Origin of the sequence: Paenibacillus phoenicis (assembly GCF_034718895.1) — a bacterium.
GTDB classification, from domain to species: domain Bacteria; phylum Bacillota; class Bacilli; order Paenibacillales; family Paenibacillaceae; genus Fontibacillus; species Fontibacillus phoenicis.
In genome coordinates this window covers 4,418,288-4,431,229 of the sequence record NZ_JAYERP010000001.1, presented here as the reverse complement: position 1 = coordinate 4,431,229, position 12,942 = coordinate 4,418,288, and the positions used below count along the sequence as shown (strand labels likewise).

7 protein-coding genes, 1 tRNA gene and 1 riboswitch are annotated in these 12,942 nt (G+C 55.0%); of the genes, 5 read left to right on the top strand and 3 right to left on the bottom strand.

The window, feature by feature from the left end; all coding sequences use genetic code 11:
• Nucleotides 1-35 precede the first annotated feature (35 nt).
• Nucleotides 36-108 (bottom strand) — tRNA-Thr (locus U9M73_RS20695).
• A gap of 71 nt (nucleotides 109-179) precedes the next feature.
• On the bottom strand, nucleotides 180-479 hold the full coding sequence (locus U9M73_RS20690) for an MTH1187 family thiamine-binding protein (RefSeq protein ID WP_009224027.1): 300 nt from the start codon (nucleotides 477-479) through the stop codon (nucleotides 180-182).
• A gap of 323 nt (nucleotides 480-802) precedes the next feature.
• A riboswitch (cobalamin riboswitch) is annotated at nucleotides 803-1,056 on the top strand.
• Nucleotides 1,057-1,285: 229 nt separating this feature from the next.
• Between U9M73_RS20690 and U9M73_RS20685 the strand changes: the two genes are divergently transcribed.
• The 5 genes from U9M73_RS20685 to U9M73_RS20665 all read left to right on the top strand — a co-directional run bounded on the left by U9M73_RS20685 (nucleotide 1,286) and on the right by U9M73_RS20665 (nucleotide 10,100).
• Nucleotides 1,286-3,202 carry an anaerobic ribonucleoside triphosphate reductase gene (locus U9M73_RS20685; RefSeq protein ID WP_407673988.1) on the top strand — a complete coding sequence of 639 codons (1,917 nt, stop codon included), beginning with the start codon at nucleotides 1,286-1,288 and terminating at the stop codon, nucleotides 3,200-3,202.
• Nucleotides 3,199-3,717, top strand: a complete 519-nt coding sequence (gene nrdG / locus U9M73_RS20680; RefSeq protein WP_127576075.1) for an anaerobic ribonucleoside-triphosphate reductase activating protein — start codon at nucleotides 3,199-3,201, stop codon at nucleotides 3,715-3,717. Before U9M73_RS20685 ends, nrdG begins: the two co-directional genes overlap by 4 nt.
• Nucleotides 3,718-3,865: 148 nt before the next feature.
• Nucleotides 3,866-6,199, top strand: coding sequence for a ribonucleoside-diphosphate reductase subunit alpha (locus U9M73_RS20675; RefSeq protein WP_009224024.1), 2,334 nt, complete (start codon nucleotides 3,866-3,868; stop codon nucleotides 6,197-6,199).
• A 686-nt stretch (nucleotides 6,200-6,885) separates the two neighbouring features.
• Nucleotides 6,886-7,917: a ribonucleotide-diphosphate reductase subunit beta gene (locus U9M73_RS20670; protein WP_009224023.1), complete on the top strand. Its 1,032-nt coding sequence runs from the start codon at nucleotides 6,886-6,888 to the stop codon at nucleotides 7,915-7,917.
• Between the two features lie 173 nt (nucleotides 7,918-8,090).
• The gene (locus U9M73_RS20665; protein WP_323078926.1) at nucleotides 8,091-10,100 is read left to right on the top strand and encodes a Na+/H+ antiporter; all 2,010 of its coding nucleotides are present in this window, start codon (nucleotides 8,091-8,093) and stop codon (nucleotides 10,098-10,100) included.
• Between the two features lie 109 nt (nucleotides 10,101-10,209).
• Here U9M73_RS20665 and U9M73_RS20660 read toward each other — a convergent pair whose 3' ends face one another.
• Complete coding sequence (locus U9M73_RS20660) at nucleotides 10,210-12,939, bottom strand: beta-mannosidase (RefSeq protein ID WP_323078925.1); 2,730 nt, start codon at nucleotides 12,937-12,939, stop codon at nucleotides 10,210-10,212.
• Nucleotides 12,940-12,942 lie beyond the last annotated feature (3 nt).

The following is a 12,942-nucleotide window of genomic DNA, read 5'->3' as shown; positions in this document are numbered from 1 at the left end:
AAACCTCGGAGGGCGCGTTATGCTTGCATATCAGATGCTGGTGAAGGGACTCGAACCCCCGACCCACGCATTACGAATGCGTTGCTCTACCAGCTGAGCTACACCAGCAGGTTCGTTTTTAGCGAACAAAATTTATTATACCGAGTTTTAAAAATAATGCAAGCACCAATTTCAAGAAATTATAGTTTCTCGCGCACAGAGCGCAGCTTCTGTTCGGAGGAGCTGGCTTTGTCGCGGCGATCATCGATCTTGATCGAGGTTGATACGCGGCCGGCACCGGATTGGAACGGCGCTTCGTGAATCGCGCGAATCGCAGTAAACACATCATCTAACGATCCTTCAATAATCGTGCTCATGGAGGTGAGGGTAAAGGTAATGCCCTTCTGCTTCTCCAACACCCGATGCAACTCGGCCACATAAGCGCTGAGGCTGGTGCTCCCCGTCCCGATCGGAATAACGGTAACTTCGGCGATAGCCATAATCGGCTCCCTTCTTTCCTGGTAATGGTTTGAATCAAATCCCTGAGCTGGTTTTCGTCCTACAGGTATATTCTAACCAACTCTCCTCTCTAAGATCAACCGAACCCGTCTGCTAATATCCTTACCGTCCCCAAAACTCACACACTCTGTAAAACCCGATCTAGTCCTCCAGTCCCATTTATAAATGTTCACAATTTTCTTCTGTCCCCCACTCTCCGCATCGTTGCGCGGACCGGAGATTTTCACGTGATTTTCAGTCTGCTTTCAATGGGAAAATCCCATTTACAAACACAATATCTTGGGCTATCCTTAGATCAACGCAACAAAATATAGTGTGAACGGGTGATCCGGCGGACAAGCCGCCGGAGCTTAAAAGGGAAGTGCGGTGCAAGTCCGCTGCGGTCCCGCCACTGTAATCGGTAGCTTGGTACTAAAGACGAGGCGTTCGCCTACATCGTCTTGAAGACCCAGCCGTTCGACTGACGATATGCCACTACAGCTTAATGCTTGATGAGCTGCGGGAAGGCGTCAGCAACGTTCCGAAAGCCAGGAGACCTGCCCGTTTGAAAGACACCGACGGAAAACCTGCGAGGATCAGGGATGGTGTCCGCTTGCCGCCGAAATGTTGGGGCCTTGATTTGGTCTGTCCACTTTTTTGCAGTGCATTCGGGCATGTCTACCTCGTTGGTTGGACATGCTCTTTTATTTTGAACCAAAGCTCGGTTTACAGGGAGGAGAAGTGTGTTATGGCATGGGTAAGCCAGACGTATACCGGCCGGGACACCTTGCTGGATGAAGTGATTCGGATGGGCGAGGAAATCGTCCAGAGCCGCAATCTTGAGGTGCTGCGCGAGAACGCCAATTTAAATGGAGAGAGCTTCTCCGGCAAGATGAGCAAATTCGGCAGCGAGTATTCCAAATGGTATGCAAGCCATTTCGTACTGCCAACTCGCTTGGTACAGGCCATTCAGGATAACATCGTTTATGTTCACGACTTGGATCAGTACGCCCTCGGCACAACGAACTGTATTTTTATCCCGTTTGACAAACTGCTGCGCAAAGGCTTCAACACCGGCAACGGCAGCGTACGTCCGCCAACTTCCATCATGACGGCGATGGCGCTGGTGGCGATCATTTTCCAATCCCAGCAAAACTCCCAATTCGGCGGTGTGTCCGCGAACAAGCTGGACTTCGATCTCGCCCCGTACGTAGCCAAATCGTTCGCCAAGTACTTCCGCAAAGGGCTGGATTATTTTGAAGAAGGCGATGCGAACGCTGATTTGGGCGACATCACGATGAGCCGCAGTGACCTGCGGGATCAGTATCCCAAGGCTTTTAACTATGCGCTCAAGGAAACCAAAAGCGAGACGTTCCAGGCGGCCGAAAGCCTGATTCATAATCTGAATACGATGTCGAGCCGGGCCGGCGGGCAAATCCCGTTCACCAGCATCAATTACGGCACATGTACCTCACCGGAAGGACAACTGGTCATCGACTCCCTGCTCACGGCCACGATGCGCGGGCTGGGCCATGGGGAAACGCCGATTTTCCCGATTCAGATTTTTAAATGTAAACAAGGCGTCAACCAGAATCCGGGGGAACCTAACTACTCCCTATTTCTGAAAGCGGCGGAATGCTCGGCCAAACGGCTTTATCCGAATTTCGCCAACCTGGACGCCCCACTCAACCTGATGTATTACGACCCCACGGATCCGGATACGGAATTCGCTACCATGGGCTGCCGCACCCGGGTGCTGGCTGACCGGTTCGGCCGCAATCGTCTGTCTGGCAAAGGCAACCTTTCCTTTAATACGCTGAACCTGGTCAAGCTAGGCTTGAAGTACGGCATCGCGTTGGGACACCGCAAAGAGCCCGACGAACGCGGCTTCTACCGCGAGCTGACTCACTATATGAATATCGCCCTGGAGGGATTGCTGCATCGCTTCTCGATTCAGGCCTCCCAAAAAGCGAAGGCTTCCGATTTCATGATGCGGGAAGGCGTCTGGGAAGGCGGTGAGCAGCTGGCGCCGGATGATCAGGTCGGCGAATTGCTGAAGCACGGCAGCTTGTCCATCGGGTTCATCGGGCTGGCCGAATGCATGAAGGCGATGTACGGGAAGCATCACGGCGAAGATGAAGCCGTGTATCAGAAAGCTTACGACCTGATCGCTTACATGCGCGACTATTGTGACGGCCAAAGCGAAATTCACAATCTCAATATCACGTTGTTTGCGACCCCGGCGGAGGGGCTGTCCGGCAAGTTCACCAAACGCGACCGTGCGGTCTACGGCCCGCTGCCCGGGATTTTGGACCGCGAGTATTACACGAATTCGTTCCATATCCCGGTCTACTACAACATCAGTGCGGCACGAAAAATTGAGCTGGAAGCCAAATTCCACGGGCTGTGCAACGCCGGAGCCATCTCTTATATCGAGCTTAACGGCAATGCCCGCAACAATCCGGAAGCATTCGTCAAAATCGTGCAATACGCCCTGCAGCAGCAGGTCAGCTATTTTAGCATCAACCATCCGATCGACCGCTGCTCGGCCTGCGGCTTTGAAGGGATCATTGGGGCAAGCTGCCCCTCCTGCGGCAGCCATGAGAGCGAAGTGCATATTCGCCGTTTGCGCCGGGTGACCGGTTATCTGACCGGCGACTACCAGACACGGTTCAACCCCGCTAAACAAGCGGAGGTTCGCGACCGGGTGAAACACGACGCATGAACATTTGCGGGTACTACCCGGAATCCATTAATGAAGGGCCCGGCTTGAGAGCAGCGATCTTCATCAGCGGATGCCGCCATTATTGCAAAGGCTGCTTCAGCCCAAAAACCTGGAGCTTCGATTACGGGGAACCGCTCACTTTGGAGCGGGAAGCAGAAATTATTTATGACATTAAACATAATCCGTTGCTCAGCGGACTCACGATCCTTGGCGGTGATCCTTTTTTCTCCGCTGCTGAGGTCTGCGGTTTTATCGACCGGCTTGTGGCGGAAACCGGGCCAATATCCATCTGGATTTACACCGGTTATACGTTGGAAGAATTAATCGAACGCCCCGGCTCCCCCGAATATGAACTGTTGCGGCGTTGCGAGGTGCTGGTCGACGGAAGGTTCGTTGAGGAGCTTCGCGATCCTTCCCTGCTCTATCGCGGCAGCTCCAATCAACGGCTGATCGATATTCAACAAAGCCTGCGGCAGGGACAAGCCGTGTTATGGGAGCCCCTGTTCTCTTTTTAGCTGATTGATCTTATTGATCCTGAGCGCAACTTGATTGCGCCCCTTTTTTCACTGATTATCTGCAATTTGAACATTCAAGATTTGGGGTACCACCACCCATCTGCAGCCTTCATCCTACCTTAATATATGGAAAGTGAGGATTTATCTCATGCCTACTCTAGTGACAAAACCAAATAACCGACAGCTTGCGTTTGACAGCGCACGCCTTGGCGTCTATGCTGACCGAATTTTGCAAGGATTACATAACGTCGATAAAGAGCGCCTGCTGCGCGGCGTCAATGCAAAGCTGCGCCGGGATGTGGTGACCGGTGAAGAAATTAGCAACGCGTTTACGATGTCCGCACTGGAGCTCGTCAGCAAAGATGAGCCCGATTGGAAATATGCAGCGGCCCGCTCCCTGCTCACTTCCCTGTACAAAAAAGCGGCCGTCAATCGTCGCTACAAAGCCTACCCGGAAGAGCCTTACGGCTCGTTCTATCACCTGATCACCGAGCTCTGCCAGCTGGGCATTTACCGCGAGGAGCTGCTGGAGTGCTATACGAAGGAGCAGATTGAAGAGCTGGGCCGCACGATTGACCCGTCCTGCGACCTGCTGTTCGACTACATCGGCCTGCTCACGCTGACGGAGCGTTACCTGGCCACCGACTTCGACGGACGGACGATGGAGCTGCCGCAGGAGCGCTACATGGTCATCGCCATGTACCTGATGCATAAGGAGCCGGAAGAGAAGCGTCTGGAGCTGGTGAAGGAAGCGTATTGGGCGATGAGCAACCTTTATATGACTGCGGCGACGCCAACGATGTCCAATGCCGGTAAAAAAGTAGCCGGCCAGCTCTCCAGCTGCTTCATCGATACTGTCGACGATTCCCTTGAGGGTATCTTCGACTCCAATACGGATGTAGCCCGCTTGAGCAAAATGGGCGGCGGCATCGGCGTTTACCTCGGTAAGGTCCGCGCGCGCGGCTCGGACATCCGCGGCCACAAGAACACCAGCTCCGGCGTTATTCCCTGGATTCGCCAGCTGAACAACACCGCCGTCAGCGTCGACCAGCTCGGAACGCGTAAAGGTGCGATCGCGGTTTATTTGGACGTTTTTCACAAAGATATTCTTGCCTTCCTCGATCTGAAGCTGAACAACGGCGACGAGCGGATGCGCGCGCATGACGTCTTCCACGGCGTGTGCCTGCCTGACCTGTTCATGGAGGCGGTGGAGGCCCGCGGGGAATGGCATCTGTTCTGCCCGCACGAAGTGAAGAAAACGATGGGCTGGAAGGATGAGAACGGCCGCCCATTGGGGCTGGAGGATTTCTATGATGAGGAGCTTGGGAAAGGCAGCTTTCGTGAAAAATACGCCGAAGCCGTTGCCCACCCTACCCTGTCGCGCATCACGATGCCGGCGATCGATATCATGAAGCGAATCATGAAATCGCAGCTGGAGACCGGCACGCCCTACATGTTCTATCGCGATACGGTAAACCGGGCGAACCCGAACCGGGCGCATGGGATGATTTACTCGTCCAACCTGTGTACGGAGATTATGCAAAATCAATCGCCGACCGTCGTCGAGCAAGAGGAACTGGTGACGAAGGACGGACAAACCCGGATCGTCGTGTCCAAAATCCCTGGCGATTTCGTCGTCTGCAACCTGAACTCGATCCATCTGGCCCGCGCGGTGCCGGCCGGCGTGCTGGAGCGGCTGGTGCCGATTCAGACGCGGATGCTCGATAACGTGATCGATATCAACAATATCGAAGTGCTGCAAGCGCAGTATACGAACAGCCAATATCGGGCGATCGGACTTGGCACATTTGGCCTGCACCATCTGCTGGCGCTCGAAGGCATCCGTTGGGAATCCCAGGAGGCGGTTGAATACAACGACGCGCTTTATGAAAAGATCAACTACCTGCTGATCAAATCCAGCATGGAGCTCGCCAAGGAAAAAGGCAAATATCCGAAGTTTGCCGGCTCTGACTGGGAAACGGGGCAGTACTTCGAGTCCCGCGGTTACGTTGACGGCACGCGCGAAGGCAAATACGTGACGACCGAGCAATGGCGTGAGCTGCAGAAGGAAGTGCGCGAGAACGGCGTTCGCAACGCCTGGATGTTCGCGATCGCCCCCAACGGATCAACCTCGATCATCGCCGGCTCGACCGCCAGCATCGATCCGTTGTACGAGCTGCTTTCGTATGAGGAGAAGACGACGTACAAAATCGCCAACCCGGCACCGGACCTGTCCGAAAAAACGATCTGGTACTACAAGACCGCGTTCCTGATCGACCAGCATTGGTCGATCGAAATGGCTGGCGCGCGCCAGCGCCACGTCGACCAAGGCCAAAGCTTCAACCTGTACGTGCGGCCGGACATCCGGGCTACTGACTTCCTTGACCTGCATCTGCATGCTTGGAAGGCCGGGTTGAAGTCGACGTATTATGTGCGGAGCCGGGCGTTGACGATTGAGGAGTGCGAAAGTTGTGCCTCCTGAGTGATCTCAACCAAGACCTCAACCCACCCCACCTCTCCCTTACCGTAAGGGAGGGCGTCCGAGGGCCTGCTGCCCTCTGGTCTCCCGCAAATGGGAAGAACGCGGGAGTGCAAGAGGCGCTCCTGCACGCTCTCCCCTGCGGGGAATCGCTGAGGTTGGCTCGTGGAACGCTTTTCCCCCTTCGGGTACGTCTTACTTTTGGCGCTCCCGGGTGACCTGGTAAACCGTGCTGCTCAGGACTGCTGCTTTCGGCGCACCCGGGGGGACGCAGGCGGGATGAGCCGCTTGCCGCCCTTCGGGCCCGCTCTACTGTGGCGCTCCTGCGGAGGCGGGGACTGCGACTTTGGGGCGTTACTGGCGAAACCACGTGCAATGAGGCGTTGTCCCTTCGGGATACACTTACTTTTGGTGCAAGACGAGAGAGCAGCAGGGGCGCTTTATACGTAACTGCGTGCTCGGAGGCGCTATCCCCTGCGGGGATGCGCTCACATTTTTGAACATATATACATGCGGGATCAGGGCCAGACGTTCGCCTTTGTGAGCGGATTTCTACAACTTCTGAATCTAGTCCAACCAGAGAAATCCGCGAGCAACAGCGATCGGAAGAACATTTCAGCCGGCGGCCTGATCCCGCAAATCCCATTCCATGTACAACTTACTCAACACAAATTAAGGAGCGAAATCCCATGCAACTTCAAACGATTTTTAATACCGAAGCCCCCAACAAATCAACGCGCATCATCGGCGGCGAATGCTCGGGCATCCTGAACTGGAACGACATTCGCATGCCTCATATGTACAAGCTGTACAAGGTGCTGCTGCTCAACCACTGGATCGCCGACGAAATCCCGATGGCCAAAGATGCGCAGCAATTCGCCCTGCTCGATCCGGAAGAGCAGCGCACCTTCAAGATCAACATCTCGCTCTTGGCCGTGCTCGACTCGATGCAGACGATGTTTGTGGGCGATGTAAAGCGCTACTTCACCGACTCATCGCTGGAGGCGATCTCGGCGATCATCGGGCAACAGGAAGTGGTCCATAACCAATCCTACTCCTACGTGCTGTCCTCGATCGTGTCGGAGCAGGAGCAGAAAGAAATTTTCGAGTACTGGAAGCATGATCCGGTGCTGCTGGACCGCAACAAATTTATCGCCAACATCTATCAGAACTTCCGTGATGAACCGACGCCGCAATCGTTTTTTGAAGCGCTGGTGGCGGATCTTATTCTTGAGGGCATCTTCTTTTATAGTACGTTTGCGTTCTTCTACAACCTCGCACGCGATCAGAAAATGATGGGCACCAGCCAAATGATCTCGTACATCCAACGGGATGAGAACCAGCACTGCTACTTCTTCGCCGAAGTGTTCAAGCAACTGCTGATCGATTATCCGGAATTAAACACGAAGGAAAATATCGATTACGCATACCGCACGATCGACCGGGCGGTAGAACTGGAGACGAACTGGGCGCACTATACGTTAAAAAATGTCCCCGGCATCGACTTAAACGAATTGTCCGATTACATTAAATACATCGCCAACAAACGGTTGACGTTAATGGGGCTGGAGAAAGCGTACGCGGGCGTGGATATCAACTGCATGCCGTGGATCAAGCCGTTCTCCGACGAAGCGTTGAACGCAACGAAAACGGACTTTTTCGAGGCCAAATCCCGCAACTACGGCAAGGTCGGCGACGACAACGGGTTCGATGACCTGTAATACCTGGGGTTACCTAAGTGAAACTGCTTCTTGCTCTTCCGCATCGGCTGCGGAGGAGCTTTTTTTTCGTTAAAAGAAGTTGTCCGTTTAAATTCGGTTTAAGAAATTCGGATATGCTATAATCAATACCAAATCGGCCCAGTGCCCGGACACATCGGAAGGACGTTGCTTTCATGGATTTACTGATTACTGTCATTTTGCTGCTCATCTGTCTGGTGGTTTCCAACATCATCAGCCACTACATCCCGATGATCCCAACCGCACTTACTCAAATCGCTCTCGGGATCCTCATCGCGCTGGCCTACAAAGAGTTTTCGCTAGAGCTTGAAACGGAATGGTTTTTGTTGCTATTCGTAGCCCCCCTGTTGTACAACGACGGCAGGTATTTCCCTCGCGACCAACTATGGAATATGCGCGGGGCGATTCTCGGGAACGCCATCGTCCTCGTCGTGTTAACTACGCTGGGAGGCGGCTACCTCATCCATGCCGTGATTCCTGACATTCCGCTGGCCGCGGCATTTGCATTGGCGGCAATCCTGTCCCCTACCGACCCGGTGGCCGTCAACGGTATCGCCAAGCGGATTCATATCCCGGAGAAAGTGCTGAATCTGGTCCGGGGTGAATCGTTGATCAACGACGCCTCCGGCTTGGTCGCTTTCAACTACGCGGTTGCGGCGGTCGTGACGGGGTATTTTTCTCTGAAAGAAGCGTTATATGACTTCTCCTATATGTTCGTGATCGGGGCCTTGCTTGGTTTAGTGCTCAGCTTGATGATGGCTTGGATCCGGTTCTCGCTGCTCAAACAAGGGATTAAGGATGCCACGCTGCACTCGCTGCTGCAAATTCTCACGCCGTTCCTGATCTTTATCGTGACGGAGGAATTCCTGCATGCTTCCGGCGTTATTGCCGTTGTTGTCGGCGGTATCGTGCATTCGCTGGTGCGGGAGCGGACGGAAACGATGCTGGCCAAGGAACAATTGTTAACGGAAAATATTTGGTCCACGCTGCTGTTCGTCCTGAACGGGGTTGTCTTCCTGCTGCTTGGTCTGAACATCCCGTCGTCGATTCAGGATACTGTCGCTAACCCGAATATTAACAATGTGCTGGCGATTGGGTACGTGCTCATTGTTGGGGTTGGAATCCTGGGGATTCGTTTTATCTGGTCGCATTTATTTGCCATTCATGATTACAAAAAAGGCAAAGGGGATAAACCTACGGTGAAGTCCAGCCTGCTGCTCACCTTGACCGGGGTCCGCGGCGCGGTGACGATGGCCGGTGTCCTGTCTATCCCTTATGTGGTTGCCAGCGGCGGGCCGTTCCCGGAACGGTCATTGATTCTGTTCTTGGCAGCGGGCGTCATCTTGTTTACGTTGATTGCGGCCACGATCTTATTGCCGATGCTTAGCAAAGGGGCCGCGCCAGGCGAAGAGGACAGTCCGTTCCTCGATTATAACGAAGCTCGGACCCGCGTGCTGCGCGTTGCGCTAAACAAAATCAAAGAGGTCATGGACGAGGACAATAAGGTCGCGGCCTATCAGCTTATGGATGAGTATAGCCGGCTCCTTAAGCCCGCTTTGGATCAATGGGGAGCCCAGCGGCTGGATCGGCCAGAAATGATCGGGAAAATCACCGAACTGCACCGGGCCGCACTGAAGGTAGAACGCAACTACATCCAGCAAGCCGTCCAAGAAGGCAGCATAGACAAAGTCATGTATGAAACCTTCGAGAAGGCTTTGGATCACCGTGAAGAGAAGCTGTCGCAAAGCGGAAGCTCCCGCTTCTTCTTCCTGGTTGGTACGACAGTACGGGATTTCCGGCGGGCGAGACGGAAATACAAAGATGACAACATGAAGGCCGTAGGGCGGGACATCCACCTGAAGGCCTTGCAAGCAGCACTCGAGTATTTACAGGGGTTGAAAAAAGGAGACGCTTCCGACAACGTCATTCAATACGTCATCCTGGATTACAAGCGCGCCATCGCTCGGTTGAAAGGCTCCGCGAATCCATTCAACGAGAAGACGGAAGCGCAGAAGGAAGAGCTGCGGCTGCTGGTTATGGATGCCGAACGTGCGGAAGTCAACCGCATGTTCGAAAACGGCGAAATCAGCCGGGAGCAAGCCCGGGAGCTGCGCAGAACGATCAACCAAATCGAAGGCATCACCCTCTTCGAGCACGAGGAATAGCAATGCCAAAAACGCCTCCACAAGATGTGGAGGCGTTCCCCTTTTTTGCGCCGCGGGCGGCGGGCAAGTGTAACGGAACGTAGTGCGCTTATTCTGCGAAAAAACGCCGCTAAAAAAATCTAACGGAAGGTCTTCTCGTTCCGTTACGCGGGCGCAGTAACGTGCCCCGCAGCCGCCCGCCATAGCGCTTGCCCGGCCCGGCGGCGGCGTTCAGGGCGCCGACTCGCAGCGCCGCCCAGGGCAGCGGCAAGCCGCCCGGATGCCGGAGGCGCACCGTCCGGCTCTCGCCCGGCAGCAGGTCGAAGTAGTTGTCGCTGTAGCGGACCTGGCCTAGCGGCATCTCCAGCTTGACCAGACGGGCGATAGCTTGGCCGGAGACGGTGACCGTGACGGTCTGCTCTGCTTCGTCCACCTGCACGTCCAGCTCGGTCGCAGGTAGTCGGATATCCTTCGGATCGCGCAGGTAGTAGCGGTTCACCGGTGCGCTGAACCCGGCGGCGCTCAGCTCCACCAGCACCTCCTCCGGCGCCAAACCCACCAGCGCCTCCGCCTCATCCAAGCTTCCGAGCAGCAGCGCCGTTTGCGGCGGCACCATCGCCGTAAACGTAAACTGACGAGCGCCCCTGTCTCCCGCATCTTCTGATGCTTCCGCCGCTTCGGCCACTCCGTCCTGCCAAACCAAAGGATGTACCGTTAACGTCACGGTCCCCTCCAGCTGCTCGAGCGTGTCGTTCACGACCCACACGCGCAGCGGCTCGCCCGGTTCATGCTCCAGGGACAGGAGCACCGGATGAAAAAACTTCTTCCCATAGTAATACGAAGCCTTCGGCAACAGCTCGTAATCGATCATTGACCAGCTCGTCCCCGGCCAGCTGTCGTTGAGCTGCCACACCAGCGCACCGCTGTTCCGATGACGATGTCGGCGATAATGCTCGATCCCGTATTTTAGCCCTTCGGCCTGCGTTAACATGGAGAAATTCATATACTCCTCGATATCCTGCGGAATCCCGGTATAGCCCTCCATGAGCAAAATCCCTTTGCGGTGATTCGTATCCTTGTTCCGGTACGCCATCTCGGCGCTCCCCCAAGTAAACTGCCCCTCCGGGATGTTCTTCTCCAGCGTATACCGGTTTGCGGAAGCGTGCATGCCAAACTCGCTGCTAAACAAGGCAAAGTCTTTTTTAAAATTTTTGAACGTGACGCCCTCGATGCTGTAATCCAGCAACGGCTTCTCGCCCTGCATGCGCGGATACACCGACCCATGCCACACCTGCCAGTTATGGCGGTCCCCATGATTTGGATCGTTGGCATCATACCCATCCTGCGCCCCATACGGCGACGAAGGCCAATACGGTCGATACGGATCCAGCTCGGCCAGCAAGCCAGGAATCAGCTCATGATAAATCGTCTCTCCAAAAAAATCCCCGGTAATATCCCCAGCAGCCGACTTCATGTCATACAGCCAGTCGATTTCGTTATTGCCGCACCATAGCGCCAACGAAGCCCGGTTCCGCAGCCGCTTGACGTTATCGATAATTTCCTGCCGCACATTGTCCATAAAGTCACGGTTGAAGTCCGGAAACAACGCATTAGCAAAAGCGAAATCCTGCCACACCAGCACCCCGCGCCGGTCGCACTCCTCGTAAAAAATCTCTTTCTCATAAATGCCGCCCGCCCATACGCGCAGCATGTTCATTTGCCCTTCCACGGCCAGTTCGATTAATCCACGGTACGTCGACTCCGGAATCGATCCGATCAGATGATCCGCCGGAATCCAGTTGGCTCCCTTGGCATAAACCTTAATGCCATTAAGGATAAAAGCAAACGAAGGGCTGCCGTCAGGTTGTTGCAGCGATAATTCCAGCGTCCGTATGCCAAAGGGCTGCTCGTAACGGTCAATCTCTTCATCACCGGCCAAAAGCGTCACTTGCAACGTGTACAAATAAGGTTCGCCCAAGTCATGCGTCCACCATCGCCGTGGGCAGGCAACACGCAGTTCGGCCGATGCGGCCCCTTTCGTATGGATCGCGTTCGGGAAGGCCCGCCTTAGCGCGGCTTGTCTGCCTACAAGGGTCTCTCCCGCATCCAGCACCGAAAGTGTAGCGGACGCGACCTCCTCGCCCTCCGCGTCCAGCAGGCGGGCGACGGCCACCGCCGCCGTCCCGGAGCGGTACGCTTCCACTTCTGCGCTTACCTGGATCACCGCTTCCTCCGCCCTCGCGGATAATGTTGCGGCATATACGCTTGTCAGCTTCGCCAGCTTATGGCGTTCCAACCGAACCGGTCCCCAGATCCCGGTCGTGACGATCCGCGGCCCCCAATCCCAGCCAAAATTCATCGCCGCCTTGCGGATCCATTGCCGCTCCTTCGTATACGAGGACCATTCGAGCTGCTCTTTGTCCCGATGATGCAAATACAGCGGATCAAAACGGACCGCTATCGTGTTCCGCCCCTCACGGACGATCCGCGTAATATCAAATGTATAGCAGCGGAACATGTTGGAGGTTGAGCCGATTTCATGCCCGTTGACAAAGACGGACGCATACGTGTCCAACCCTTCAAATACGAGCTCGATTCTCTCCGCTTCCCCCGGCATGGCCTCCAACTCAAACGTCGTGCGGTACCACCATTCCTTCCGTTCGATCCAGCGGCATTTCGCATCGTTGTGTCCGTAATACGGGGAATCGATCAAACCACGCGCGAGCAGCGTCGAGTGAACGTCGCTCGGGACGTTGGTCTCGATCCAGAAGCGATCGTCCAGGCCGGGGGCGGCCAGCTCCAAGGGCGGCTTCTCACCAATCTCAAAATGTTGCAGCTTCCATGGTCCCGATATGATCATAAA

Coding starts and splice junctions, on each gene's coding strand:
- U9M73_RS20690 (WP_009224027.1), bottom strand. CDS start 479: ATGGCTATCGCCGAAGTTACCGTTATTCCGATCGGGACGGGGAGCACC.
- U9M73_RS20685 (WP_407673988.1), top strand. CDS start 1,286: ATGGGCGAGGAAATCGTCCAGAGCCGCAATCTTGAGGTGCTGCGCGAG.
- nrdG (WP_127576075.1), top strand. CDS start 3,199: ATGAACATTTGCGGGTACTACCCGGAATCCATTAATGAAGGGCCCGGC.
- U9M73_RS20675 (WP_009224024.1), top strand. CDS start 3,866: ATGCCTACTCTAGTGACAAAACCAAATAACCGACAGCTTGCGTTTGAC.
- U9M73_RS20670 (WP_009224023.1), top strand. CDS start 6,886: ATGCAACTTCAAACGATTTTTAATACCGAAGCCCCCAACAAATCAACG.
- U9M73_RS20665 (WP_323078926.1), top strand. CDS start 8,091: ATGGATTTACTGATTACTGTCATTTTGCTGCTCATCTGTCTGGTGGTT.
- U9M73_RS20660 (WP_323078925.1), bottom strand. CDS start 12,939: ATGATCATATCGGGACCATGGAAGCTGCAACATTTTGAGATTGGTGAG.